The organism is Streptomyces sp. NBC_01439 (assembly GCF_036227605.1).
GTDB lineage: Bacteria > Actinomycetota > Actinomycetes > Streptomycetales > Streptomycetaceae > Streptomyces.
In genome coordinates this window covers 3,832,829-3,857,968 of sequence record NZ_CP109487.1, presented here as the reverse complement: position 1 = coordinate 3,857,968, position 25,140 = coordinate 3,832,829, and the positions used below count along the sequence as shown (strand labels likewise).

The 25,140-nt window shown below is 69.4% G+C and carries 30 protein-coding genes; 21 read left to right on the top strand and 9 right to left on the bottom strand.

The features are described 5' to 3' along the window. Positions 1-16: 16 nt before the first annotated feature. Both OG207_RS16810 and OG207_RS16805 read left to right on the top strand, forming a co-directional pair. Complete coding sequence (locus OG207_RS16810) at positions 17-769, top strand: IclR family transcriptional regulator (RefSeq protein ID WP_329099347.1); 753 nt, start codon at positions 17-19, stop codon at positions 767-769. 26 nt (positions 770-795) lie between these two features. Then, positions 796-1,206 (top strand): RidA family protein, encoded by a 411-nt coding sequence (locus OG207_RS16805; RefSeq protein WP_329107687.1) that lies wholly within the window; start codon positions 796-798, stop codon positions 1,204-1,206. A 75-nt stretch (positions 1,207-1,281) separates the two neighbouring features. On the opposite strand, the gene OG207_RS16800 is transcribed toward OG207_RS16805, so the two are convergent. Both OG207_RS16800 and OG207_RS16795 read right to left on the bottom strand, forming a co-directional pair. Further along, the gene (locus OG207_RS16800) at positions 1,282-2,619 is read right to left on the bottom strand and encodes a M14 family metallopeptidase (RefSeq protein ID WP_329099346.1); all 1,338 of its coding nucleotides are present in this window, start codon (positions 2,617-2,619) and stop codon (positions 1,282-1,284) included. 125 nt (positions 2,620-2,744) lie between these two features. Then, positions 2,745-4,448 (bottom strand): chitinase, encoded by a 1,704-nt coding sequence (locus OG207_RS16795; RefSeq protein ID WP_443072718.1) that lies wholly within the window; start codon positions 4,446-4,448, stop codon positions 2,745-2,747. 431 nt (positions 4,449-4,879) lie between these two features. Between OG207_RS16795 and OG207_RS16790 the strand changes: the two genes are divergently transcribed. Genes OG207_RS16790 through OG207_RS16765 form a run of 6 tightly spaced genes read left to right on the top strand, consistent with a single transcriptional unit; the run spans position 4,880 to position 9,902 of the window. Continuing rightward, positions 4,880-5,779, top strand: a complete 900-nt coding sequence (locus OG207_RS16790) for a hypothetical protein (RefSeq protein ID WP_329099345.1) — start codon at positions 4,880-4,882, stop codon at positions 5,777-5,779. Between the two features lie 48 nt (positions 5,780-5,827). Then, positions 5,828-6,529: a Flp pilus assembly protein CpaB gene (gene cpaB / locus OG207_RS16785; RefSeq protein ID WP_329099344.1), complete on the top strand. Its 702-nt coding sequence runs from the start codon at positions 5,828-5,830 to the stop codon at positions 6,527-6,529. A 7-nt stretch (positions 6,530-6,536) separates the two neighbouring features. After that, positions 6,537-7,817 (top strand): AAA family ATPase, encoded by a 1,281-nt coding sequence (locus OG207_RS16780; RefSeq protein ID WP_329099343.1) that lies wholly within the window; start codon positions 6,537-6,539, stop codon positions 7,815-7,817. A 3-nt stretch (positions 7,818-7,820) separates the two neighbouring features. Next, entirely contained in the window at positions 7,821-8,189 is a 369-nt protein-coding gene (locus OG207_RS16775; RefSeq protein WP_329099342.1) for a TadE/TadG family type IV pilus assembly protein, read from the top strand. A gap of 1 nt (position 8,190) precedes the next feature. Continuing rightward, positions 8,191-8,559, top strand: coding sequence for a TadE/TadG family type IV pilus assembly protein (locus OG207_RS16770; RefSeq protein ID WP_329099341.1), 369 nt, complete (start codon positions 8,191-8,193; stop codon positions 8,557-8,559). Next, positions 8,556-9,902, top strand: coding sequence for a CpaF family protein (locus OG207_RS16765; protein ID WP_329099340.1), 1,347 nt, complete (start codon positions 8,556-8,558; stop codon positions 9,900-9,902). The genes OG207_RS16770 and OG207_RS16765 overlap by 4 nt, the downstream gene beginning before the upstream one ends. A gap of 14 nt (positions 9,903-9,916) precedes the next feature. On the opposite strand, the gene OG207_RS16760 is transcribed toward OG207_RS16765, so the two are convergent. Then, entirely contained in the window at positions 9,917-11,140 is a 1,224-nt protein-coding gene (locus tag OG207_RS16760; protein ID WP_329099339.1) for an RNA-guided endonuclease InsQ/TnpB family protein, read from the bottom strand. Positions 11,141-11,169: 29 nt separating this feature from the next. On the opposite strand from OG207_RS16760, the gene OG207_RS16755 reads away from it, so the two are divergent. The 8 genes from OG207_RS16755 to OG207_RS16720 all read left to right on the top strand — a co-directional run bounded on the left by OG207_RS16755 (position 11,170) and on the right by OG207_RS16720 (position 16,200). Continuing rightward, the gene (locus OG207_RS16755; protein ID WP_329099338.1) at positions 11,170-11,322 is read left to right on the top strand and encodes an Arc family DNA-binding protein; all 153 of its coding nucleotides are present in this window, start codon (positions 11,170-11,172) and stop codon (positions 11,320-11,322) included. Positions 11,323-11,403: 81 nt separating this feature from the next. Next, on the top strand, positions 11,404-12,351 hold the full coding sequence (locus OG207_RS16750; RefSeq protein ID WP_329099337.1) for a type II secretion system F family protein: 948 nt from the start codon (positions 11,404-11,406) through the stop codon (positions 12,349-12,351). Positions 12,352-12,367: 16 nt separating this feature from the next. After that, positions 12,368-13,261, top strand: coding sequence for a DUF5936 domain-containing protein (locus OG207_RS16745; protein ID WP_329099336.1), 894 nt, complete (start codon positions 12,368-12,370; stop codon positions 13,259-13,261). 3 nt (positions 13,262-13,264) lie between these two features. Further along, positions 13,265-13,951 (top strand): response regulator transcription factor, encoded by a 687-nt coding sequence (locus OG207_RS16740; protein ID WP_329099335.1) that lies wholly within the window; start codon positions 13,265-13,267, stop codon positions 13,949-13,951. A gap of 110 nt (positions 13,952-14,061) precedes the next feature. Continuing rightward, positions 14,062-14,310, top strand: a complete 249-nt coding sequence (locus OG207_RS16735; protein WP_329099334.1) for a hypothetical protein — start codon at positions 14,062-14,064, stop codon at positions 14,308-14,310. Then, positions 14,307-14,933: a pilus assembly protein TadG-related protein gene (locus tag OG207_RS16730; RefSeq protein WP_329099333.1), complete on the top strand. Its 627-nt coding sequence runs from the start codon at positions 14,307-14,309 to the stop codon at positions 14,931-14,933. The genes OG207_RS16735 and OG207_RS16730 overlap by 4 nt, the downstream gene beginning before the upstream one ends. A 30-nt stretch (positions 14,934-14,963) precedes the next feature. Further along, positions 14,964-15,554: a hypothetical protein gene (locus OG207_RS16725; RefSeq protein ID WP_329099332.1), complete on the top strand. Its 591-nt coding sequence runs from the start codon at positions 14,964-14,966 to the stop codon at positions 15,552-15,554. A gap of 4 nt (positions 15,555-15,558) precedes the next feature. Next, on the top strand, positions 15,559-16,200 hold the full coding sequence (locus OG207_RS16720) for an OmpA family protein (RefSeq protein WP_329099331.1): 642 nt from the start codon (positions 15,559-15,561) through the stop codon (positions 16,198-16,200). 20 nt (positions 16,201-16,220) lie between these two features. Here the strand turns inward: OG207_RS16720 and OG207_RS16715 are convergent, their stop codons facing one another. From OG207_RS16715 to OG207_RS16705, 3 genes are all read right to left on the bottom strand, one after another. Continuing rightward, positions 16,221-16,538, bottom strand: a complete 318-nt coding sequence (locus OG207_RS16715; protein WP_329099330.1) for an SCO4225 family membrane protein — start codon at positions 16,536-16,538, stop codon at positions 16,221-16,223. A gap of 157 nt (positions 16,539-16,695) precedes the next feature. Then, a complete protein-coding gene (locus tag OG207_RS16710; protein WP_150258987.1) occupies positions 16,696-17,169 on the bottom strand; it encodes a carboxymuconolactone decarboxylase family protein in 474 nt (157 codons plus the stop codon). 94 nt (positions 17,170-17,263) lie between these two features. Next, on the bottom strand, positions 17,264-17,791 hold the full coding sequence (locus OG207_RS16705; RefSeq protein ID WP_329099329.1) for a TetR/AcrR family transcriptional regulator: 528 nt from the start codon (positions 17,789-17,791) through the stop codon (positions 17,264-17,266). 105 nt (positions 17,792-17,896) lie between these two features. Here OG207_RS16705 and OG207_RS16700 point away from each other — a divergent pair, with 105 nt between their 5' ends. Then, on the top strand, positions 17,897-18,307 hold the full coding sequence (locus OG207_RS16700) for a nuclear transport factor 2 family protein (RefSeq protein WP_329099328.1): 411 nt from the start codon (positions 17,897-17,899) through the stop codon (positions 18,305-18,307). A gap of 112 nt (positions 18,308-18,419) precedes the next feature. On the opposite strand, the gene OG207_RS16695 is transcribed toward OG207_RS16700, so the two are convergent. Beyond that, the gene (locus tag OG207_RS16695) at positions 18,420-19,001 is read right to left on the bottom strand and encodes a TetR/AcrR family transcriptional regulator (RefSeq protein WP_329099327.1); all 582 of its coding nucleotides are present in this window, start codon (positions 18,999-19,001) and stop codon (positions 18,420-18,422) included. Positions 19,002-19,132: 131 nt separating this feature from the next. Between OG207_RS16695 and OG207_RS16690 the strand changes: the two genes are divergently transcribed. After that, positions 19,133-20,737, top strand: a complete 1,605-nt coding sequence (locus tag OG207_RS16690) for an MDR family MFS transporter (RefSeq protein ID WP_329099326.1) — start codon at positions 19,133-19,135, stop codon at positions 20,735-20,737. 82 nt (positions 20,738-20,819) lie between these two features. Here OG207_RS16690 and OG207_RS16685 read toward each other — a convergent pair whose 3' ends face one another. Further along, positions 20,820-21,206 carry a hypothetical protein gene (locus tag OG207_RS16685; protein ID WP_329099325.1) on the bottom strand — a complete coding sequence of 129 codons (387 nt, stop codon included), beginning with the start codon at positions 21,204-21,206 and terminating at the stop codon, positions 20,820-20,822. Positions 21,207-21,478: 272 nt separating this feature from the next. Between OG207_RS16685 and OG207_RS16680 the strand changes: the two genes are divergently transcribed. The 3 genes from OG207_RS16680 to OG207_RS16670 all read left to right on the top strand — a co-directional run bounded on the left by OG207_RS16680 (position 21,479) and on the right by OG207_RS16670 (position 23,603). After that, entirely contained in the window at positions 21,479-22,342 is an 864-nt protein-coding gene (locus OG207_RS16680) for a polysaccharide deacetylase family protein (RefSeq protein ID WP_443072868.1), read from the top strand. 121 nt (positions 22,343-22,463) lie between these two features. Further along, entirely contained in the window at positions 22,464-22,793 is a 330-nt protein-coding gene (locus tag OG207_RS16675) for a nuclear transport factor 2 family protein (RefSeq protein ID WP_329099322.1), read from the top strand. Positions 22,794-22,976: 183 nt separating this feature from the next. Beyond that, on the top strand, positions 22,977-23,603 hold the full coding sequence (locus OG207_RS16670; protein ID WP_329099321.1) for a hypothetical protein: 627 nt from the start codon (positions 22,977-22,979) through the stop codon (positions 23,601-23,603). 148 nt (positions 23,604-23,751) lie between these two features. Here OG207_RS16670 and OG207_RS16665 read toward each other — a convergent pair whose 3' ends face one another. After that, positions 23,752-25,038, bottom strand: a complete 1,287-nt coding sequence (locus tag OG207_RS16665; protein ID WP_329099320.1) for an extracellular solute-binding protein — start codon at positions 25,036-25,038, stop codon at positions 23,752-23,754. Positions 25,039-25,140: the final 102 nt, after the last annotated feature.

Genomic DNA, 25,140 nt, shown 5'->3' with positions numbered 1-25,140 from the left:
TTTGAGAGGACGAGGGATGAGCCAGTCCGTGGAACGGGCGCTCGCGGTGCTGCCGCTGCTCGCGAAGGGCCCCGCGGGCCTCGGAGAGGTCGCGGACGAGCTCGGCGTGCACAAGAGCACCGCGCTGCGCCTGCTGCGCACCCTGAACGAACGCGGCTTCGTCTACCGCCGGCCCGACGGTCGCTACCGGCTCGGCGCGCAGCTCTTCGCGCTCGCCGCCGAGGCCATCGAGAACCTGGACGTCCGGGAGATCGCGCACCCCCACCTGGTCGAGCTGAACCGGACCACCGGGCACACCGTTCACCTCGCCCTCCACCAGGACGACGAGGTCGTGTACGTCGACAAGGTCGACAGCCGTTACCCGGTCCGCATGTACTCCCGCATCGGCAGGCCCGTGCCCCTCACGGTCGCCGCCGTGGCCAAGCTGCTCCTCGCCGACCTGCCCGAGGCCGAGCTCCGGGCCCTCGTCGGCCGGATCGAGTACCCCCGCTACACCGCCCGCTCCACCCCGGACGCGGCGGCCTTCCTGCGCGAACTGGACCTCGTGCGCCAGCAGGGCTGGGCCACCGATTTCGGTGGGCACGAGGAGTCGATCAACTGCCTCGGGGCACCCGTGCACGGGCCGGACGGACGGGTCGTCGCGGCGCTGTCGGTCTCCGCGCCCGGTGTGGTCATCCCCGCCGAGGGGCTGCTCGAACTGCTGCCGCAGGTGCTGTGCACCGCCGAAGCCATCAGTCAGGACTACTCAGGAGCACAGGAGAGCACGTGAGCGAGAAGAACGTGGACGAGAAGAACGTGGACGAGAAGGTCGCCATCACGCCCGGTACCCACACCACCCCGCCCGCGAGGTTCTCGCACGGCGTGCGGAAGGGGAACATCCTCCAGGTCGCCGGTCAGGTCGGCTTCCTCCCGCACGTGGAGGGGCAGCCGCCCACGCCCGCCGGTCCGGCCCTGCGCGAGCAGACCCTCCAGACCCTGGAGAACGTTCGCTCCGTCCTGGAGGCCGGTGGTGCGGGCTGGGACGACGTGATGATGATCCGCGTCTACCTCACCGACACCGGCCACTTCGCCGAGATGAACGCCCTCTACGACGCCTACTTCGAAGAGCAGGGCCTGAAGGAGGCCCCCGCCGCCCGTACCACCGTGTACGTGGGCCTGCCGGCCGGGCTGCTCATCGAGATCGACGCCCTCGCCGTGCTGGGCTGAGTCCGGTCCGCCGCCGGACACGTGTGCGGGGCGCCCCCCTGGCGGTGGGGCGCCCCCTTTCACACGGTCAGCCGGTCACGGCGCCGCGCAGTACTGGGCTTCCTTGCCGATCGAGCGGTACATGCAGTCCGCGTTCTCCAGCAGCTGGAGCACCGCGTCCTTGTTGCGCGCGGTCTCGCGGTCGATGACCTCGTCCGGCGGGTAGAAGCCGCCGCCACCGCTCTCCGGGTACATCTCGAAGGTGTAGGAGAAGATCTTCTGGTTGCCCCACAGCCAGTCGTCGATCGTCCCGTCCGTGATGTACAGGTCGCTCGACTGCTCCGGCGTGTAGCCGTTGCTCGCCGCCATGCTCGTGCCGATCTTCTTGTAGACGGCGAGGTCGTCGGCGGTCAGGCCCGGGGCGGTGTCGTTGTAGGTGTAGCCGAAGGGCCACAGGACGAGCTCGCTGTAGGTGTGGAAGTCGATGGCGGCCTTGATCTGCTGCTTGCCGCCGATCACCCGGCTGCGGACGAAGTCCGCGACGACCTTCACCTCGGGCGCCGACTCGGCGGCGGCTCCCCGGTAGGTCTCGGAGCTCTTGCTGCTGCTGGAACCGCCGCAGCAGCCCCACTTGTAGTTCCAGTTGCGGTTCTCGTCCGTGCCGACGTAGGAGGAGCCGGAGTTCGGCTGCCGGTTCTTGCGCCAGGAGCGGTAGGAGCCGGTGGCGATGTCGTACTCGCCGCCGTCCGGGTTGAGGTCCGGGACGATCCAGATCTCGCGGCCGTTGACGGCGCCCGTGACCCGGGAGTCGCTCCCGTACTTTGAGGTGAACTCCTTGAGCAGGTACAGGGCCATCTCGACGGTCAGGTGCTCGCGCGCGTGCTGGTGGGCGGTGAAGAGCACCTCGGGCTCGGACTCGTCCGTCGCGACGTTGTCGCTGATCTTGATGGCGAACATGTCCCGGCCCTGGTACGACTTCCCGATCACCTGCTTGCTCGCGATCGCCGGGTACTGCGCGACGAGCTGGTTGATCTCCGCCGTCGCCTCGGCGTAGTTGTGGTACTTCGAGTCCGCCGAGGGGAAGTCCATCGGGCTCGCCGCGATGCCGGGCAGCGAGCGGTCCGGGGGTCCGGGCAGGGCCGTCAGCCGGTAGCCGAGCTCCTTGAGCTTCTTGGCCTGCATGGTGTCGGCGCTGACCACGACGGTGTGGTCGTCCACCTCGTCGATCGAGACGCCCGTACGGAGCAGGGCGGTTCGGTCGGCTGCGGTGGAGGGGCCGTGGATCCGGTACTGGACGATCGCCTCGTCCTGAGTGGCGGTCGAAGGGGTGGGCGGAGGTGAGGCCGTCGCGCTCATGCCGTAGGCGGGTGCGCCCAGCGCGAGCGCCAGCAGGGCCGCCGTGACGGCGGCCCTCCGGCGGGTATGGAGCCGCATGCGTTCTCCTGGGTCGGGAGTGTGGGGATAGCCGTGCGGACGCGCACAGCGTGCTCTCGTGGCATGTCCCGGTCAAGAACACCCTGCGCAGGCCGTACCGATCCGGCCACCCCCACCAGTACCGCCTACGGGAGCCCGTGGACCTTCGGACCCACCGAGTTCGACCAAGCACTACCCGCCTTGGCGTCCCAGTTGGTCGACCAGGTCATCGCGCCGCGCAGACCCGGGTAGGTCTTCGACGGCTTGAAGGAGCCGCAGTTCGTTCCCCGGGTCAAGCAGTCCAGGGCGTTGTTGACGATCGTCGGGGACACGTAGCCGCTGCCCGCGCCGCTGGGCGAGGCCGGGACGCCGATGCCCACCTGCGAGGGGTCGAGGCCGCCCTCCAGCTGGATGCAGGCGAGCGCGGTGAGGAAGTCCACCGAGCCCTGGGAGTAGACCTTGCCGTCGCAGCCGTTCATCGAGCCGCTGTTGTAGTACTGCATGTTGACGACGGTGAGGATGTCCTTGATGTTCAGCGCCGTCTTGAAGTAGCCGCCCTGCGTGGACTGCATGTCGATCGTCTGCGGGGCCATGGTGATGACGAGCGAGGAGCCGGCCTTGGACGACAACGAACGCAGGGCCTGCGTCATGTAGGTGGGGTTCAGGCCGTTCTCGATGTCGATGTCGATGCCGGTGAACCCGTACTCCTGCATCAGGGCGTACGCGGAGTTCGCGAGGTTGTTCGCGGAGGTCGAGTCGTTGACGGTGATGGTCCCCTTCTCGCCCCCGATGGAGAGGACGACCGACTTGCCGGCCGCCTTCTTCGCGGCGATGTCGGCCTTGAACTGGGCGACGGTGTAGCCGCCGAGGCCGGCCGAGTCGAGGTTGAAGGTGATGGCGCCGGGCGTGGTGGTGGCGTCCGCGAAGGAGACGGCGATGATGTCGTACTGCGCCGACACGTCGGAGATCTTCTGGACGGTCGCGCCATTGTTGAAGTTCTGCCAGTAGCCGGTCAGGGCGTGCTTGGGGACGGCGGGACCCGGGCCCGGACCCGGGCCGGTGCCGGTGGTGGTGCCGGTCACCGGGGCGGACTTCGGGCCTTCGCCCGCCGCGTTGTACGCGCTCACCTGGAAGGAGTACGAGGTCGAGGCCGCGAGCCCGGTGATCTGGGTGGAGGCGGCGCCGCCGGTCACGGTCTTGACGCGGACGCCGTCCTGATACACGTAGTAGCCGGTTGCCGAGCTGACCGCGTTCCACGAAAGGGTGAGGGCGTTCGCGCTCTGACCGGAAACGGCCGTTCCGGCCGGGGCCCCGGGGACCGACGGGCCGGGGTCGGTGCCGCCCCCGCCGTCCGGGCCGAAGACGCTGAACTCGTCCACGACGTAGGCCGGCTGGCCGTACCAGCCGTGTGTGTAGACGGTGACCTGGGTGGTGTTGGGACCGGTGGTGAAGGTGGTGGAGAGCTTCTGCCAGCCGGCGCCCGACCCGGGCGTCCAGGTGGAGACGTCCTGGGTGCCGGTCCCGGTCGCACCGAGGTAGACGTAGCTGCCCTGGACCTGCGTGCTCAGCGTGTACGTCGAGTTCGGCTTGACCGTGACGGTCTGGCTGCAGCGGGCGTTGTCCGATCCCGCCGGGGTGGCCTTCAAGGCACCGGATCCGGCGTAGACGGGCGAGGAGACGGAAGTGCCGGTTCCGCCGGTGCAGGACCAGTTGGCGAGACCCGATTCGAAGCCGCCGTTGCGGGCGACGTTCACGTCGGCGGCCTGTGCGGTGCCGGCGGCGAGGGCGGACAGGGCGCCCGCGGTCAGGGTGACGGCGATGGGCAGGGCGAGGGAGCGTATGCGGTTCACGTGGGCTCCGGTGGGGGGGGAGGAAGCGGGGTGTGGACGGAGGCGGACCGAGTGGGGTGGGTCCGACTCAAGGCGTTGGCTGACAAGTTGGTCCAGACCAATCCCGCTGTCAAGGGTCTTCGCGATGTGGCTTGAAATGGCCCGCTATGCGATCCCTGTTGTCCGGGTTTCCGACCCCCGTGACGCGTGTTGGTTGCACGGGAATCTTCAAGGCCCTGCCCTGCCAGGGGTGACGCGGATATGGTGCTCGGGCAAGGGGGAGCGGGTCGATCGAATGCGGTCGTGCGGTGCGGACGTGGACGCCAGAAGTCCGTGTCGAATCCGCGTCAGGTCCGCGTCAGGTCCGGGTCGAGTCCGTGTGGAGCGCGCGTCGGGCACGTGACGTGCCCGCGACGTACGGGCGTACGGGGTGTACGTGGGGGAACGGGGGAATGCGCGTGCCGACCGCCATCGCTGTCACCAGCGCCGATCTGGTGCTTCCGGCCCCTGACCGGCACACGCCCGGGGCCGCCTTACTCCACCCGCCCGAGCAGCTCGACCTGGAGTCCTCGCTCGCCGAGACGGGCGCCCTGCTGGAGCGGCACGGCCACCTCGTGGCCCTCGTACCGCCGTGGCTCCCGCGCTCCACCGTCCAGCGCCTGCACACCGTACGCGCCATCCTGGAAACCGACCGGATCGCGCTCCTCGGCATCGATCTGCCGCCCCTGGGAACGGCCCTGCTGGCACGTCAGCTGCGCCAGCTCAGCGTCTGCGACTTCAGCCCCGGGGTCATCGCCTCCGCGGCCCGGCTGCTGTCCCACTACATCTACGCGGGCGCCCTGCTGGGCTCGGTCGCCAAACTCGACCGGGTCCGGGTCCCGGTCGGACTCGGGGCACACGCCAGGTCCTGGTCGCCGAGCGCACAGTTCGCCGTGATGGCCCACCCGAAACCGCACCTGGCGAAACTGGGCGGCGGCGGATCCCAGGGCGCCCACGGCCCCCGCGGCGCGCTGCTGCCGGCCGGCCCCGAGTTCGCCACGCACCTCACCTTCGCCCGCGGCCAGCTCGCCTCCGACTGGGTCACGGCCGAACTGGCCCCCGCCTGGCAGGTCCAGGGCGTCCTGGAGAACCCGCTGCCCGCCGCGTCCCCCGGCTGGTGGGGCACCCCGAAACTCGTCGAGTTCGCCGCCGGCATCCCGGACCTGTCCGTGCTCTACCAACTCGTCGCCTCGGTCCGCCGGGAGGAGTGCCGCTGGTGCGGCCTCGAACTCATCGGAGACCGCTGCGGCTTCTGCGCGGCACCGCTCACCGCACCGCCGCCGCCCGCGAGCACCGCCCGTTCCAGACCCTGATCACTCGAACGCACGAATGAATGAAGAACGGCGAGGTAGGTAAGGCCCATGAACTCACGCCAGCGCCGCGGCGTCATCCTGCTGCTCCTGTCGGTCCTGTGCGCGCTCGGGGCCTTCGCCGGGGTCCTCGTGGTGATCGGCGACGTCAACTCCAAGGTCGGCGCCGAGGTCGTCGCGTACCGGGCCAAGGGCGACATAGCCCCGTACAGCCCGCTGGCGGCCGGGCAGTTCGAGGAGGTCAGGATCCCCAAACGGTGGCTCTCCGACACCGCCGTCACCGACCTGGGCGCGCTCAAGGACAAGATCGCCCTCACCACGCTCAAGAAGGGCTCGCTGCTCCAGGCGGACATGTTCGTCGACCGGCCGCAGCTCCAGCCCGGTGAGCAGGAGATCGCCATCATGATCGACGCCGCCACCGGCGTGGCCGGCAAGATCACCTCCGGCGCCAAGGTCAACATCCTCGCCACCTTCAAGGGCGCCAAGGACACCGACCCCTCGCGATCGGTGATCATCGTCGCCAACGCCCGGGTCCTGGGCGTCGGCAAGCTCACCGCCCTGGACAAGGACAGCGACCGCAAGGGCCCCGCCGAGGCCGTCCCGATCACCTTCGCCCTGAGCACCAAGGACACCCAGCGCGTCGCGTACGCCGAGTCCTTCGCGGAGCACGTACGCCTGGCCCTGGTGGCCCCCGGCACCGACTCGGCGCCCGCCCCGGGCGACCGCACGTACACCCTCGACGGGGACAGGTGAGGCCCGGATGACCACCCGAATCCTCCCCGCGGTCGGCGACCCGGACGCCGCCCGCGCCATCGTGACGCTGCTCAGCCAGCTCCCGGCCGCCGAGCCGGCAGCCCCCGTCCCCGACGCGACCACGCTCCTGGACACCCTCGCCCGCCTCGCCGCCGACTCCATCGACGAACTCCCCGAGGTCGTCCTCGTCCACGAGCGGATCGGCCCGGTGCCCGCCCTGGAACTCATCCGGGAGGTCGCCCTGCGCTTCCCGGCCGTGGGCGTCGTCCTGGTCTCCTCGGACGCCGGCCCGGGGCTCTTCTCCGCCGCCATGGACTCGGGCGCGCGCGGCCTGATCGGCCTCCCACTCTCCTACGAGGAACTCGCCGCCCGCGTCCAGGCCGCCGCCCAGTGGTCCGTGGGCGTACGCCGCCACCTGGGCGGGGGCGCCGCCGCCGACGTGTTCACGGGCCCGGGCGGCCGGGTGGTCACCGTCACCGGAGCCAAGGGCGGGGTGGGCACCACCTTCACCGCCGTGCAGTTCGCGCTGGCCGCGGCCGCCTCGGGCCGGCGTACCGCACTGGTCGACCTGGACCTCCAGGCGGGCGACGTCGGCTCGTACCTCGACGTGCAGTTCCGTCGCTCCATCGCCGACCTCGCCGGGATCCAGGACATCTCCCCGCGGGTCCTCCAGGACGCCGTCTACGACGACGCCTCGGGCCTCGCACTGCTGCTGGCCCCGGCGGACGGGGAGCGGGGCGAAGAGGTCGACGACCGGGCCGCCCGGCACATCGTCGGAGCCCTGCGCAGCCGCTACGAACTCGTCGTGGTCGACTGCGGCACCCAGGTCACCGGAGCCAACGCGGCGGCCGTGGAGATGGCGGACGTGGCGGTGCTGGTCACCACCCCGGACGTGGTCGCGGTCCGGGCGGCCAAGCGCATGGTCCGGATGTGGGAAAGGCTCCAGGTCCGCAAGGCGGAGGACACGGCGATGGTCGTCAACCGCTGGAGCAAGCACACCGAGATCCAGCCCGCCCTGATCGAGAAGATCACCAAGACCCGCGCCACCCGCACCCCGGTCCCGGCCGCCTTCAAGGAACTCCAGGCCGTGGTCGACGCCGGCCGCGTCCAGGACCTCGACAACCGCTCGACGGTCAAGACGGCCCTATGGACCCTGGCCGGCGAACTCGGCCTCCTGTCGACCCCCGACACCGCCACCCCGTCCACGACGCCCACCACCCCGGGCGCCTCCCTGGCGGTCCGCGCGACGGGCCCGGTGGCCCGCCTGCGCCGCGGCCGGGAGGGCTGACACGTGCCCGCCCGCAGACCGGGGCGCGGGGACCGGGGCCAGGTGGCGATCGAGTTCGTGGGCACGGTGCCGCTGATCCTGCTGCTCGTGGCGGCGGTGTGGGAGTGCGTACTGATCGGCTACGCCTTCTCCCTGGCGGGCAACGCGGCGGACGAGGCGGCGCGGGCGGGGGCGGTGAAGGACGATGCGGCTTGCCGGGCGGCGGCGCGGAAGCACATCGGGGAGGCATGGGAGATGGAACCCGACTGCGGCCGGTCAGGGGACATCTACAAGGCGAGGGTCACGCTCCGGATCCCCGTCCTCTACCCGGGACTCAACTTCGGACGCATCGAGGGCTCGGGTGGCGCGGCGATGGAGAGGGAGGGGAACTGACGTGACGCGACGTGTGCGCTCCGACCAGGGCCAAGTAGCCATCGAATACATCGGCTTCATACCGATCCTGCTGTTCGTCGCCCTCTGCGGGATCCAGCTCGGCTGGGTCGCGTACGTCCACGAGCAGGCGGACACGGCGGCGCGCACGGCGGCACGGGTGGAAGCCCAGCATCGGGGCAGAGGGGAAGCCGCCGGACGGGCCGCCATACGGGAGGGGCTCGACGCGGACGTCTCCGTGCCTCCCGGCGGTGACGCGGTGACCGCAACGGTCACCATCAGGATCAACGCGATCGTGCCGGGGCTCCGCATCAATGACGCCGTGGCCACGGCCGTCATGCCCAACGACGACCCGAAGGTGACCGGACCATGAGCCTGCGTTCACGGGTCAACACCCCCGACGACCGCCACAGCCCGCGCGAGGACGGCCGGCTCGTCTCCTCCTACCGCGCCAAGCTGCTGGAGGAGATCGACCTCGCCGAGATGTCCGCGCTGGCGCCCGCCGAGCGCCGGGCGCGCCTGGAGCGCGTGCTCGGCCACATCATCAGCCGCGAGGGCCCCGTCCTCTCCACGGTCGAGCGCGCCCAACTGATCCGTCGCGTCGTCGACGAAGCCCTCGGGCTCGGCGTGCTCGAACCGCTCCTCGAAGACGCCTCGATCTCGGAGATCATGGTGAACGGCCCCGACCACATCTACGTGGAGCGCGCCGGCCGGGTCGAACAGCTCCCCATCCGCTTCGCCTCGCACGAGCAGCTGATGCAGACCATCGAGCGCATCGTCTCCACCGTCAACCGCCGCGTGGACGAGGCCAATCCGATGGTCGACGCCCGCCTCCCCAGCGGCGAGCGCGTCAACGTCATCATCCCGCCGCTCTCCCTGACCGGCGCCACCCTCACCATCCGCCGCTTCCCGCGCGCCTTCACCCTGCACGAGATGATCGCCCTCGGCTCGCTCGACGAGCAGATGCTGATACTGCTCTCCGGCCTGGTCGGGGCGAAGATGAACGTGATCGTCTCCGGAGCCACCGGCACCGGCAAGACCACCCTCCTCAACGCCCTCTCCGGGCTGATCCCGGAGGGCGAACGCATCATCACCATCGAGGACTCGGCCGAACTCCAGCTCCAGCAGGCCCACGTCATCCGCCTCGAATCCCGCCCCGCGAACGTCGAGGGCAAGGGCCAGATCACCATCCGCGACCTCGTACGCAACTCCCTGCGCATGCGCCCCGACCGCATCATCGTCGGTGAGGTCCGCGGCGGCGAGACCCTCGACATGCTCCAGGCGATGTCCACCGGCCACGACGGCTCCCTGGCCACCGTCCACGCCAACAGTTCCTCGGACGCCCTGATGCGCCTGCAGACCCTCGCCTCCATGTCGGAGGTCGAGATCCCCTTCGAGGCCCTGCAGGACCAGATCAACAGCGCGGTGAACGTCATCGTCCAGCTCACCCGCTTCGGCGACGGCTCGCGCCGCATCACCGAGATCTCCGTCCTCGAATCGCACGGCCGCGAACCCTTCCGCATCACCACGGTCTGCCGCTTCGGGGCCCAGCCGATGGGCGCGGACGGGCGCGTCCACGGCTACTTCGAGTACTACCCGCTGCCCCGCCGGATCGCGGAACGCCTCTACATGAACAACCAGCCCGTCCCGCAGGCCTTCGGCGTCGCGCCGGAGGACCCCCTGACCACCCCGCACATCACCCGGACCGCCCTTTGAATCCTCCCCGCCCCTCAAAGGGAGGGGATTCCTGGCTCACGTCGCCTGCGGACCGGCGGTCCGGCAGGTCTTACACGATCAGCACCAGCCGGGTTGAGACCAGCCCGGACCAGCATCACGTGTGCGGAGTTCTTGTCCCTGGGGGATACGGCTCCGCAGGCGGTGCAGGCGTAGGTACGTTCTGAGAGAGGTAGTGCGTGCTTGGTTCTCGCTCCGCACTGCGCACAGTCCATTGTGGTGTGCGCGGGGTGGACAAGGTGCACGATGCGCTGATGTTTGCGCGCCATGGCGACCAGCTCGCGCTTCGTCGCGGAGATCGCAGCGTCGGCGGCCTTACGCGCCATGGTGGTCTTGGCGAGGAACTTCGGCCGGAAGTCCTCCACCGCGATCTGGTCGTGGTCGCGGACAACGGCCTTGGCCCACTTGCGGCCCGTGTCCTGCCGCTGGCGCGCGACCTTCTTGTGCAGCTTGGCCGTCAGCTTCCTCGCCCGACGGTAGCCCTTCGATGCGGCCTTGCCGCTTGCAGGCTGCCTGCGGGCCATTATCCGCTGATAGTGCGCGAGCCTCGTGGCCGCCTTCTTGCCGTGCTCGGCATGGGGAAGGTCGTGAATGCCACTGGTAGTGGTAGCGGTCTCCTTCACGCCCCAATCGATCCCCAGTACCGCGCCCGTCTCCGGGAGCGGCTGAGTTTCGATGGGAACGACAAACGACGCGTACCAGTGGCCGAGGCTGTCGCGGTAGATACGCACGCTGGACGGTTCCGCTGGGAGTTCTCGCGACCACACCACCGTCAGGCTGAGGTCGCCAGCGAGATGAAGCTTTCCGTCCCTGAGACGGAAGCCGCGTCGGGTGTAGTTGAGTGTCGGGTCGGCCTTGGACTTCTTCTTGTATTTCGGCAGCCCGGCCCGCTGCCGCATCGGCAGCCGCGCCTTGATGTCTTTGAGCGCCTTGGCGCGGGACTTCCCGAAGTCGCGTATGAGTTGCTGCTGCGGGACCGAGCTGCCCTCACGCAGCCACGCGTTTCGGCTGCGGGCTTCGGTCAGCATCTTGTCCAACTGGGCAGGCCCGCACTTCTCGTCCCCCTTGTGGGCCTTCATCGACCGGGCCGCGCACTCGTTCCAGATCCACCGGCACCGGCCCCACTCGCCCAGCAGTGCGGCGAGCGCCGTGGACGACACGCGCAAGCGGTAGGTGTACCGGGCGTACCCGGCCTCCTCCGGCATCTGTGGTGTCGTCATGACACCATTCTGCCACTACAATTGGAAGCATGGACCATGAAGTGCGCATCACGCTCAGGCTCCCAGCAGATCTCCACGCGTGGCTGGTTGCTCATGCCAAGTCCGCCCGCCGGTCCCTCAACTCCGAGATCCTGTGTCGCTTGGAGGCCGAGCGCGCCGCTCCCGTGGCAGACGACGCATAGCCCTGACGGCGATCCGTCATTCCCTGCCCTGCTCCGCAAGAGCAGGATTTCTTCCCTGACCGAAGGCCGGGGCGTCCTCGGATGAATCAAGTGAACCCACTCATCCTCCTCACCCTCGGCGTTACCCTGCTGGCCTGCGTGCTCGTCGTCGCCGGACTCCAGGCGTACGTCGCCGGGCGCGCCCAGCACGCCGCCCTGATCGAGCGCCTCTCGGCGAGCGGCATGCCGGAGCCCCTGGGCCGGCGGCGCCGCTTCCGGGGCGTCGACCGGCGGCTGCGCCAGACGAAGCTCGGCCGCCGCATCGAGCTGAAGCTGGCGACCACCGGACTGGATCTCACCCCCGGCGAGTTCTTCGTCTACATGCTGGGTTCGATCGCGGGGGTGTGGCTCATCGCGTCCTCCCTCCTCGCGCCGTTCTTCGGCCCGGTGGCCGGTGCCATCGGCATCTGGGCGGCGAACGCCTTCCTCAACTGGCAGCGGTCACGGCGTACGGAACGGTTCATCAACCAACTCCCCGACCTGGCCCGCATCCTGGCCAACGCCACCCAGGCCGGGCTGGCGCTGCGCACGGCCATCGGCATCGCGGCCGAGGAACTGGAGGCACCGGCGGGCGAGGAACTGGCGCGCGTCGCCGACCGCCTCGCCGTCGGCCACTCGATCGATGAGTCCCTCGGCGAACTCACCGAGCGCCTGCCGTCCCGGGAACTGGTCGTCCTCGTCTCCACCCTCGTCCTGTCGGCCCGCGCGGGCGGCGCGATCGTGGACAGCCTGCGCAACCTCACCGTGACGCTGGAGCAGCGCAAGGAGACGCGGCGCGAGATCCGCACCCAGCTCTCCCAAGTCACGGTGACGGCGTACCTGGTCCCCGCCATCGGCCTCGGCTCCCTGCTGCTGGTCGACCTGATGATGCCCGGCGCGCTCGACCGGATGACGGGCGCGTTCCTCGGCCAGACGGCCGTGCTCATCGCCCTCGGCCTCTTCGCCCTGGGCTTCGTCCTCATCCGCCGCCTGTCGAAGATCGATGTGTGAGGGGGCGGACGGAACGATGACCGGACTCCTGCTCGCACTGGCCGTGGCCCTGTCGGTCCTCGGCGCGTTCCACGGCATCCGCCTCTACCGCGCGGACGTGAAGCTGCCCACGGACCTCGCGCTCGCCCTGGAGGTCGGGGCCACCCGCACGACGGCGGTCGGCTCCCTCGTGGACCGGATGGGCATCCGCTGGGCCCCGGCGGTGCTGCGCCTGATGGGGCCGGCGCGGGTCGCACGCAAGCGCCGCCAGATCGACATGGCGGGCAACCCGGCGGGCTTGACGATCGACCGCTACGCGGCACGGCGCGCGGTGTACGGCGCACTGGGCGCCCTCGGCGCCTTCTCAATGCTGATCAACGGCCAGCTGGTCGCCGCGCTCTTCATGGTGGCCTTCGGCCTGTTCTGGATCGAGGCGGGTCTGTGGTCGGCGATCCGGGTCCGCCGCGACCACATCGAGCGGACCCTGCCGGACTTCCTGGACGTACTCGCGGTTGTCGTCAGCGCCGGGCTGGGCTTCCGGCAGGCGCTGGAGCGGGTGGCGGACAAGTACGAGGGCCCCTGGGCCGACGAAATCCGCATCACCCTGCAGCAGATGAACATGGGCGTCAGCCGCCGCCAGGCCTTCGACGAACTGCGTCGCCGCAATGACAGCGAGCAGGTCGCGCAGTTCGTTATGGCCCTCCAGCAGGGCGAGGAGCTCGGCTCGCCGATCGTCGAGACCCTGATCGCGATCGCCGAGGACATGCGCCGTACGGACGCCCAGAGCGCCCGGCGCCGCGCGGCCCGGGCCGTCCCGAAGGCGACGTTCGCGGTGACCATGTTCATGCTCCCCGGCACGCTGATCCTGCTGGTCTGCGGCTTCGTCTACGGCGCGAACGTCGACTTCGACGCGCTGTTCGGGGGTGGCTGAGCCATGGCCCGGCTGAGCGTGCTCATCGCGGACGGCAACCCGGTCATCAGGGCGGGCCTGGCGGCCATCCTGGGCACGGCCGAGGACCTCGACGTCATCGCCCAGGCTGCGGACGGACGCGAAGCCCTGAGCCTGACCCGCAGGCACGCCCCGGACGTGATCCTGCTGGACGTCCGGATGCCGGGGGTGGACGGGATCTCCGCACTGCCGCACCTGGTGCAGCTGGCTCCCGTACTGATGCTGACGTACAGCAGGGAAGCCGAAATCATCTGCGAGGCCCTGTCGTTGGGGGCGGGCGGCTACCTCGTCCACGGCGAGTTCACGACGGACGACCTGCTGAGGGCGGTACGCGACGCCCCGCAGGGCCGCCCCCACTTCACCCCGACGGCGGCGAGCGCCCTCCTCGCCGAGCTCCGGGCCTCTTCGCATCCGCAACGAACTGTGACACAGTCTTCTGAGCGGATGCACAACTCTGTTGTCTTCGGGCTGAGTTCCCGGGAGGTGGAGATCATGGATCTGATCGCGTCCGGGATGAGCAACCAGCGGATCGCGGCGGCCTGCTTCATCAGCGAGAAGACGGTCAAGAACCACATCAACCGCATCTTCGCGAAGCTCCAGAGCGCCACGCGCAGCGAGGCGATCGCCCGCTGGCTGGGAACCGCCCGTCCAGGAGTGACCGGTCATGGGTAGACAGAGTGCGCAGTGGGTCCGTAATTGGGCCCCGGGACCCTTGGTGACGACTGGTGACTCGCCGTACCGTCCGCAGATCGACACCGGTACCGGCCCGGGAGGGAACCCCCATGTCACAGAACACGCTGCTGAAGGCCGCCGTGGAGGCACGGATCAGGGTGAACGGCTGGACGGACACGGCCGTGACGAGGCTCCGCAACCGCCACGCGAACCTCGACCGCGGCCAGACGGCCTTCGAATACCTGGGCATCATCCTGGTGGTCGTGGTGATCATCGGCGCGATGGTAGGTACGGGTATCGGCACGGCCATCGTAGGCCGCATTACGACGGCGATCGGAACCCTTACCGCGGGTCGTTGAACTCTCGGAGGTCGAATGATCAGGGCCAGGCCTTCCCGCTATATGCGATGGTCGTGGTTGCGCTGGTATTCGCCGCGCTCGCGTTCTTCGTGTTCGGCCAGGCTGCCGTCGTCCGCAGTGATGCGCAGGGAGCGGCTGATGCGGCCGCCTTGGCGGCGGCACAGAAAGCCCGCGACAAGCTGCTGCCACGTCTGGACCTCGCCACGCTCAAGCCCGAAGACTGGCGGGACATTCTGGACGGGAAGTCCTTTGACACGGAAGGGGCTTGCGGGGCAGCCGAGGACTTTGCTCAGCTGAACGATGCGACGGGGACCTGTTCGCGGTCGTTGCTGCGTTTCACGGTTGAGGTGACCACCAACGGCACCGTCGGAGACTCAGTCGTGCCGGGCACCCGTGACATGCACGGCAAGGCCAAAGCGGTGGCAGAGGTTGTGCCGCGATGTGAGCTGGGCTCTGCTCTCACCCCTTCGGGCACGCCGACTCCTGGCCCGACCGGTCCTCCGTCACCAGGCCTGGTCGACATCAAGTGCAAGGGAGGGAAGACCGTCAGGTTCGACCCTCTGAACCCGGACCCATGGAGCACGCTGGCGCATCGCCTCTTCGACGTGCGACTTGCCAGCTGACAGCGAACGAGAGACAAGGAAGCTGCTTAGATGAGCGTTCGGTACACGGTAAAGGTCCGTGGGGGAGCAGCTGCTGCGGTTGCGGCGGCGTTGGTCCTTACCTTGGCCGGATGCGGGGACGACGGACAGGGCAAGGCGCCTCAAGCCACTGCGGCGGCGGTGAAGAGTTCAGATGTTGGCGCACAGCCGCAGCCATCAGCAAGCGGTAGCCAGAGTTCTGTTCCGGCTCAGGTTCTGGCCACCGTGAACGGCGAATCCGGTGTGGTCCTGACCATCAATTCGGCAGCCCGGGACGCGGGTGGCTTTCTGACCGTCAGTGGACAGATCAAGAACACCGGTGACAAGGCCTTCGGCAACACGGCGGCTTGGCGCGGTAACGAACTCAATGTGAGTGGTGTCTCGGTTGCCGGAGTCAACCTGGTCGACAAGGCGGGCAAGAAGAGGTACTACGTGCTCCGAGACACGGAGGGGCGCTGCCTCTGCACCACTGGCGTGGTCATCATCGAAGCCGGTCAGTCCGTTCCCTTCTTCGCTCAATTCCCATCCCCTCCGGCGAGCACCAGCGAGGTCGAGTTCAACTTCCCAACCTTCGCGTCGGCCAGTCTGAAGATCTCCGGGTGATCCCATGACAAAAAACCACCGCACCACAGTCGCCACGGCAGTCGTCCTTTTCGTCATGGCCGGGGCTCACTTCGTCGGTGCAAGCAGCGCCCATGCCGACGACGTCAAGCCATCCGCACCCCCCGGCACAGAGCCGTCCGCCGCCGCGCCCGTGCAGATCGACTCCAAGGCGCCCGGGCTCAAGATCCCGCAGGGTGGCACGCTCGCACCCGTCAAGGTCCTGGACATCGCCGAGGTCGTCGAGGACCTCGGGGGTGAGCAGCGGCGGCAGGAGACCAATCAGACCGTCATGATGGCGCTGCAGTCCGAGGTGTTGTTCCCCGAGGACAGTGCCGTGTTCAACGCACAGGCCGCCGCGCGGATCCAGGCCATTGCGCAGGAGATCAATCAGCAGAAGGCCACCCGCATCCGCGTCTTCGGGTTCACCGACGACCAGGGCAGCTACGAGCACGGCAAGGAGCTCTCCAAGAAGCGGGCCGATGCCGTGCAGGCCGAGTTGGCCAAGACCGTTACTGATCCGAACGTCGTCTTCGACGTCCGCGGCTACAGCGAGGACTACCCGATCGCCGACAACGGCACTGAGGAGGGCCGCAAGAAGAACCGCCGGGTCGAGATCACCTTCCCCCGCAGTACGGGCGGCGGCTAGCGGGCTAGCGGGCTAGCGGGCTAGCGGCGGCGGAGGCGGCCGCGGGAGGCTTCCACCATCGTGCCGAGGGCGAGCGACTGGGCGAGTACGCAGAGGATCAGCTCGGCGAGGAGGAGCCACGTTGCGGGCAGGCCGTCCCCGAGGGCCGTGCCGTGGATCAGCGTCACGAGCATGAAGAGCGGGAACGCGAGCATCGCGGGCAGTACCCATACGAAGCCGGGGTCCGGGGCGAACAGCGTGACGCCCGTCGCGTAGGCCACCGCGATGCCGACGAGTCCCAGGTAGATCACCGAAGCGGGGTTCGCGAGGGTCAGGCGGGCGAGCGTGCGAGCGGTCATCGTTCCCCCAGGGGTGTGTGGACTTCCACTTCCACCATGGTCGGGAACGTTCGGGGTCTTGTCCTGAGTACCCGTACCCAGGACGGGCGCGGAGAAGGGCACGCAGCGGTGCCCGCTGTCCGGCCCCTCCCCTGTGGGGGCCGGACAGCGTGCGGGATCAGCCGAACTGGCCCGGCTGGTAGTCGCCCGCCGGCTGCTGGACGATCACGTTCATCCGGTTGTACGCGTTGATCAGTGCGATGAGGGTGACCAGTGCGGCCAGCTGGTCCTCGTCGTAGTACTTGGCGGCGTCGGCCCACGCCTCGTCCGTGACGCCGCCTGCCGCGTCGGCGATGCGGGTGCCCTGCTCGGTCAGTTCCAGGGCGGCCCGCTCGGCGTCGGTGAACACCTTCGCCTCGCGCCAGGCCGCGACCAGGTTCAGCCGCACCGGGTCCTCCCCGGCGTGCGAAGCGTCCTTGAAGTGCATGTCGGTGCAGAACCCGCAGCCGTTGATCTGGCTGGCCCGGAGCTTCACGAGCTCCTGCGTGGCGTGCGGCAGGGTCGAGTCCGAGATGACCTTGCCCGCGGAGTTGATGTACCGGGCGAACTTGGTCGCGACCGCGTTGCCGTAGAAGTTGAGACGCGCTTCCATCGTGATCCCCTTGCCGTGTCGGTCGTTACACAGCTCTGACGGAACACGCGGCCCGGATGTGACAGTCCAACGGACCGGTGTGGCGTGACCTGCGTCACTCCCCCAGGAGGAGCTCCGCGATCTCCCGGGCTCGGCGCGCCGGCTCCGGGCCGGGGGTGAGGGCGGCCACCGCCGTCGCTCCCTCGGTCAGGATCAGCAGCCGGTCGGCGAGCGCGGGGTCGGCGGTCAGGTCGGTCAGCAGGGCGTGGAGTTCGACCTTGTGGGTGCGGACGACCTCCGGGGCCGCCGCCCCCAACTCCCCGTACGCGTTGAGGAACGCGCAGCCCCGGAAGTCGGGCTCGGTGAACCAGTCCGCCAGCCAGTCGAAGACCGCGAGCACGCGCGCTCGTGGCTGCGCCGGGGCGAGGGCCGCGGTGCGCAGGGAGTCCAGCCAGCGCCGGTCGCGGCGTTCCAGGTAGGCCGTGACCAGGGATTCCTTCGCGGGGAAGAGGCGGTAGAGGCGCTTGAGGGGTACCCCGGAGGCGGTGCGGATGCGGTCCATGCCGACGGCCTGGATGCCGTGCCGGTAGAACAGCTCCTCCGCCGCGTCCAGCAGTCGGGTGCGTGCCTCTTCATCGTCCATGAGGGCAGGGTAGCCCGTTTCCCCTTGCGGTGAGAACGGTCGTTCTCGTACGGTGGGCGGCGAGGAGAACGAGCGTTCTCACCCTTCCCTTCCGGAGGTTCCGCCGTGACACGTCCGCCCCTGCCGCCCTTCACCGAAGAGTCCGCGCGCGCCAAGGTCCAGGCTGCCGAAGACGCCTGGAACAGCCGCGATCCCGAGCGGGTCGCCCTCGCGTACACGGAGGACTCGGTATGGCGCAACCGGGACCGCTTCCTCACCGGCCGCGCCGAGATCCGCGCGTTCCTCGCCGACAAGTGGGAGCGCGAGCTCGACTACCGGCTCCGCAAGGAGTTGTGGGCCTTCACCGGCAACCGCATCTCCGTGCGCTTCGAGTACGAGTGGCACGACGCCGGCGGCCAGTGGTTCCGCAGCCACGGCAACGAGCAGTGGGAGTTCGCGGACGACGGTCTGATGCGCCGCCGCGAGGCGAGCATCAACGACGTCCCGATCGCCCCCGAGGACCGCCGGCTCGGCTGAGTCCGCTGCACGCCCGCAAGCCGCACGCCCGTAAGCCCGCAGGCCCGGAAGTCGCCCGCCGCCGCCCGCCGCCGCCCGCCGCCGCCCGTCGCGCAGCGGGCGGCAAGGTCGGTCAGGAGTGCTCGTGGTGGGCCTGGGTGATGAGGTCCGTGGCGACCTCCAGGGCCGCCAGGCGGGTCTCCTCCCGGTCGCCCTCGACGTGCTGGAGGAACATCATCCCGGCGTGCAGCGTGAACAGCGCGCTGACGCAGCGGACCTGGTCCGTCAGCGGGCCGTCCTGCGTGCGGAGCAGCTCCACCAGGGTGAAGAGTCGCTTCTTCACCGTCTCGCCGATGGCGAGCTCGCGCATCGTCGCCTGGTTCTCCTGCATGAAGCGGTACAGCACGGCGCCGGACGCCATCGCCTCGCTGTAGCGGCGCAGCACCTCGCGCTTGGTCTCCAGGGTGCGCGGCTGGCCCTCCGCCCACGTGATCAGCTCGTCGATGGGCCGGGTCAGGTCCTCGAAGATGCTGATGATGATGTCTTCCTTGGTCTTGAAGTGGTAGTACAGCGCCGCCTTCGTGACCTCCAGCCGCTCCGCGATCTCGCGCAGCGACGTCTTCTCGTACCCCTGCTCAGCGAAGAGCTCCAGTGCGACGTCCTGGATGCGCTGGCGCGTGTCGCCACGGCGCCGCTGCGGACTGCTGCTGGACATGGCTCTCCCCAATTACTTACTTGACGCCCGGCTAGTTGCGGGTCTACCGTCCCCATTGTAATGAACTAGCCGGGCGGCAAGTAAGTTCCGGTGCGGGACGTAGTGCGAGCGGTAGGGCCAGGGGAGTGGACATGGTGGACAAAGTCAAGCCTGCGGGGACCTCGGAGGAGGTGAAGCCGCGCAGCGTGCGGGTCGTCCTCATGGCGCTCATGATCGCGATGCTGCTGGCCATGCTCGACAACATGATCATCGGCACCGCGATGCCGACGATCGTCGGCGAGCTCCACGGCCTGGAGCACCTCTCCTGGGTGGTCACCGCCTACACGCTGGCCACCGCGGCCTCCACCCCCATCTGGGGCAAGCTCGGCGACATGTACGGGCGGAAGGGCTCCTTCCTCACCTCGATCGTCATCTTCCTGATCGGCTCCGCGCTCAGCGGCATGGCCCAGAGCATGGGTCAGCTGATCGGCTTCCGCGCGATCCAGGGCCTCGGCGCCGGCGGTCTGATGGTCGGCGTCATGGCGATCATCGGCGACCTGATCCCGCCCCGTGAGCGCGGCAAGTACCAGGGCATGATGGCCGGCGTGATGGCCCTCGCCATGATCGGCGGCCCGCTGGTCGGCGGCACCATCACCGACCACTGGGGTTGGCGCTGGTCCTTCTACATCAACCTGCCGCTCGGCGCGGTCGCGCTGGCCATGGTCACCGCCGTGCTGCACCTGCCCAAGAAGCGGGCACAGGGCAAGATCGACTACCTCGGCGCCGCGCTGCTGACCATCGCCATCACCTCCACCGTCCTCGTGACGACCTGGGGCGGCAACGAGTACGCGTGGGGCTCCGTCGAGATCCTCGGCCTCATCGCGGTCGGCGTCCTGTCGACCGCCGCGTTCCTCTACGCGGAGACCAAGGCCGCCGAGCCGGTCATGCCGCTGCACATCTTCCGCAGCCGCAACTTCACCCTGATGTCGGTGATCGGGTTCATCGTCGGCTTCGCGATGTTCGGCGGCGTGCTCTACCTCCCGCTGTTCCAGCAGTCGGTGCAGGGTGCCTCCGCCACCAACTCGGGCCTGCTGCTCCTGCCCATGCTGCTCTCGATGATGGTCGTCTCGCTGATCTCGGGCCGCGTCACCACCAGCAGCGGCAAGTACAAGGTCTTCCCGATCGCCGGCGGCGGGCTCATGGTCGTCGGGATGTTCCTGCTCGCGACCATGGACACCGGCACCACCCGCCTCGTGTCGGGCCTCTACATGGCCGTCCTCGGTGCCGGTCTCGGCTTCCTGATGCAGATCGCCATGCTGGTCGCGCAGAACAGCGTCGAGATGAAGGACATGGGCGTCGCCTCCTCCTCGGCGACCCTCTTCCGTACGCTCGGCGGCTCCTTCGGCGTGGCGCTGATGGGCTCCCTCTTCAGCGCCCGGGTCACGGACACCATGACCGAGCGCCTGGGCCCGGAGGCCGCCCAAGCCTCGGGCTCCGCCCAGCTGGACGCCGCGAGCCTGGCGAAGCTGCCCGAAGCGGTACGTGACGCCTACCAGCACGCGGTCGCGGCCGGCACGCACTCCGCGTTCCTGCTCGGCGCGGCCATCGCCGTACTGGGCTTCGCAGCGGCCTGGTTCGTCAAGGAGGTCCCCCTCCGCGGTGCGGGCCCGGCCACCCCGGCCGGCGATGCGGACGGCGAGAAGGCGGAGAAGGCGGAGAAGGCGGCCCCGGCCACCCAGGAGTCGCTCGCGCACTGACACCGAGGACGCGCCGCCGGGAAGGCGGCACCACCGGGACGACCGGGGGTGCCGCCTTCCGGCGTGTCCGGGCGCGGCACGGCTACCTGGGGTCGTCCGTCTCCCAGGGGTACGCGAAGGCGTCGGGGTGCAGGCCCCACGCGGTGAGCGCGGCGAGCAGGCCGTCCTCGTCCGCGGCCCCGGCGGACGCGACGAGGACGGCGTCGATGTCGTGGTCGAAGCCGTCGAGGCGTTCGCCGTCGTACTCCCAGTGCGTCAGGTGGAAGCGGCGGCCCGGGTCGCCGCGCACCCAGCCCTCGTCCCGTGCCAGGTCGTCAGCCCGGCTCCGGGCGGGGGTCACGTCCACGAACGCGCGGCGGCCCGGGTGGGACGCCGGGACCTCCGTCACCAGTCTCCGACCCAGGCGGAGCGCGGTCAGCTTGTCCACCGGCCAGTCGGATCGGTCGTGCGAGGGGTCCGGCGAGTCCATGGACCCCATTCTGGTCGAGCGCTCCGACAGTGAACCCCCGTGCGGGTGAGCCGATTTGGGGTACGGAACGGATGCCGTCGAAGACCTGTCCGTTTCGGGCGTGTTCGTGCGGGCAGGTTGCAACTCCATGCAGGACTAAAGTCCCATCGATCCCAACAGTCCCATAATGCCGAATTTATGGGCTATTTGACTGGAACTCCCCGACGGTGACGAACGTCCTGATCCACAGAACGCTCACACAGCGGATGGGGAGGGGACTGTTCATGAGCTTCTTGGCGCGCGCGAACAACAAGGGTGTCCGGGCCGGTGTCGCCGGCGTGGCCTCGGCCACCGCCGTGGCGGCGGCCGTGTGGGGCGCGGCGGCCCTGTTCGGACCGGACGGCACCGCCGCCTCCCAGCAGAACGTGGCCCGCCCGGGTGCCACCGACCACTCCGGTCGCGGCGGCGACGACGGCCGGCCCGGCCAGCAACCGCAGGGGATACCCGAGGGCATAGCCCACGCCTCCGAGGGCGGCGGCAACGCCGTCAACGTCACCATCGACGACGGACCCGACCCCCGCTGGACCCCGAAGGTGCTGGACGTACTGCGGCGGCACGACGTCAAGGCGACCTTCTGCATGGTCGGACCGCAGGCCAAGGCCCATCCCGACCTGGTGAAGAAGGTGGTCGCCGACGGCCACCGGCTCTGCGACCACACCATGAACCACGACACGGCCATGGACAAGAAGCCCGTCGCCTACCAGGAGCAGCAGATCCTGGAGGCGAAGAAGCTGATCGAGGAAGCCGCGGGCGGCGGCGCGAAGGTCGAGTACTACCGGGCCCCCGGCGGCGCGTTCACCCCCGACAGCCGACGCATCGCCGCCGCGCACGGCATGCGGCCGCTCGGTTGGAACGTCGACACCAAGGACTTCGACAAGCCCGGTACCGCCGCCATCGTGAACGCCGTCAAGCGCGAGATCGGCAACGGCCCCACCGTGCTCTTCCACGACGGCGGTGGCAACCGCGCCCAGACCGTCGACGCCCTCGGCCAGGTGCTGACCTGGCTCAAGGAGCAGGGCCGGCCCACCGGCTTCCCCGTCCGCACCGCCCCGGACAACCCGGACATCGACGCCGCAGACGCGCCCGACGCCTCCTGACACGCCGGCTCCTCCTGACACGCCGTCCGCCAGGCGAACGGGTGACGGTCGACGACGCGGACCCGCCCGCGTTGTTCCCTGGTCGGGCACGGACGAACGTACGCCCGATCAGGAGGCTCCTGTGGCCATCGCCCCCGCCAGACTGTCCGACCCGGTGGTCGGCGCCCTCGTCGCCGCCGTCAACGCGCACGACAGGAACGCCTTCCTCGCAATCCTGACCGCCGACGCGACCATGTCCGACGACGGCTCCGACCGGGACCTGCACGACTGGATCGACCGGGAGATCTTCGACTCCGGCGGCCACATGGACGTCCAGTCCGAGTCCGACGGCGGCCGCACCCTGCTCGTCAACTACCGCAACGACACCTGGGGCGAGATGCGCACCACCTGGCGCTTCGTGATTGCCCCCGGTGGCGGCCGGATCAGCCGCTTCGAGACCGGCCAGGCCTGAGCGGACCCCGGGCGGCACCCGAGCGGCCCCGGGCGGCCCCGGGCGGGCCCGGGCGGACTCCCGCCCGGTTCCCCGGTTCCCCGGTGCACTCCGGCCCGTACGAGGGCGCACCGGGCGCTCCCGTACGGGTGAAAGCGCGCCCGGCGTCGTTCCGGCCCGCCGCAGGGGCCCGTTGGGCCGGGCATGAAGCGCACCCGCATCGCCGCTCTCGCCCTCGCCACCGCCTCCGCGGCCCTCGCGCCCCTGCTGGGCCAGGCCGCCACCGCTGCGGAGGGCACGGCCTACCTCCAGGACCCGGCAGGCGGCGAGAAGACCATGAAGTCGATGTGGACCAAGGACGAGATGCACAAGGTGGAGGCGCAGTTCCGCTTCCACCCCGGGATCCAGTACCGGACGGTCACCCGCCCCGGCCCCTCGGCCGCGCCGGACTACAAGCGTCAGGTCGCCGACCCCGAGACCCTGGCGTGGCTGCCCGGTTACGAGTTCGCCTGGTCGGTGTCGGACTCGACGGTGGTGAAGAAGGCGCTGACGGTGAAGGAGGGCGAGCACCCGATCGTCGTGCACGCCGTACTGCGCTCCGCCGACCGGGCCAAGGTCGCGGAGGTGCACGAGGAACTGACCGGGAAGCCGGCGACCGGGCGGGAGAAGGTCGCGGGCGGCAAGCGGATCGCGTGCGACACCGGGGAGTACACGGTGGAGTGGTCGGTCACGCGCTCGGGCTACGGAACGCTGGTCGGGACGCTGCGCTGGAACTCGAGCTGCGAGCAGTACCGGACGGCGTTCGCCTCGAACCACGGTCAGCAGCGCTGAGGGTTCGGGTGGGGGCCGGCCGCCCCGTGCACCTTGTGGGTGCTCGTCGGGCGACTGGGCCGAGGCCTTGGATCAAGTGCCGTAGGGGCCATGGTGCCGCACGGGGTGGTCTGCGGCATGGGTCGAAGGTCCCGTGTCGAGGAACTTCTCAGTGTTTCTTGGAGGCTTGGGCGGCCTGACCGGCGATGTCCTCCAGCACGGCCTTCGGGCTGCCGGTCGGTTCCACGGCGCGCCCGATGTTGCGCTTGATGGTGTCGCTGACCGTCAGCCAGGACGGGTCGTTGACCGGGTAGAGCTGGGCGCCGCGCAGCGCGTTGAGGAACTGCGTGTCGTTCTTGTCCAGGCCGCCCCCGGCCGGGGTGCGCGAGGCCGTGACGGTGGACGGCAGCAGGTGGTAGCGGTCGGCGAAGTCCGAGAGGTTCTTGTCCTGGTAGATGAACTCCAGGAACTTGCCGATCTCCGCGCGCTTGCCGTTCTGCTTGAAGGCCATCATCCAGTCGGCGACACCGACGGTGGGCGGCGGCACACCGGTGCCGAGGTTGTCCGATACGGGCATGGAGGTGGTCGAGATGCCGATGCCCTTGGCGCGCGCCTCGTGGGCCAGCGAGGGATAGCCGTTGACCATGCCGACCTCGCCGCGCAGGAAGGCGGCGAAGGCTTCGGCGCGGTTCAGCTGCGACGGCGGGGTCGGGCCGGTGAGGCCGGGACCGACCATCTCCCTCTTGACCCAGTCCCAGGTCGCGATGTTCTGGTCGGAGTCCAGGCTGTAGTTGCCGCTGCTGTCGGCGTAGCCGCCGCCGTTGCTGAGTTCCCAGATCAGCGCCTCGGCGTGCGCCTCCTCCGGGCCGAGCGGCAGGGCGTAGGGGTACTTCACGCCCTTGTCCTTGAGCGCTTTGGCGTCGGACTTGAGGTCGGACCAGGTTTTGGGGGGCTCCTTGATGCCGGCCTTGGCGAACAGCGCCTCGTTGTAGAAGAGGAGACGGCTGCTCGCCACGAAGGGCAGGCCGTAGAGGCTGTTGCCGACGGAGCCCGCGTCGGCGAGCGGCTGGAGAAAATTCGCCTCGGCGGTGACCGAGAGGAGTTCTTCCGCGGGATACAGCTTCCCCTGGGCCGCGAAGTCCGAGTAAGACCCCATCAGCGCCACGTCCGGCGCCTTGCCGGCCTTGACCATGCGGGAGACTTCGCGGTCGATGTCGACCCACGGCAGGAGCTTGACGTCGAGCTCGATTCCGGGGTTGGCCTCGGTGAAATCGGCCGCCATCTTCTCCCAGTAGGGCTTGGAACTAGTGGCCGGGCTGTCGCCGTATTCGGCGGCGACCAGATGCAGCGTACCGCCGTCACCTGCACCGTCTCCGGAGCCGCCGCATCCGGCTAGCGGTATCAGCAGACCGAGCACGGCCGTGGTGGCGGTCGTGCCGGAAATTCTTCGTCGCACGGGTGTATTCCCCTGATTTTCTTTTGGATCCAGTTATTACTTATGAGTTGCTCCGGGCTGGGGTGTCCCTCGATGGCCCGTTGGCCGGAATTCTCTCCTGAG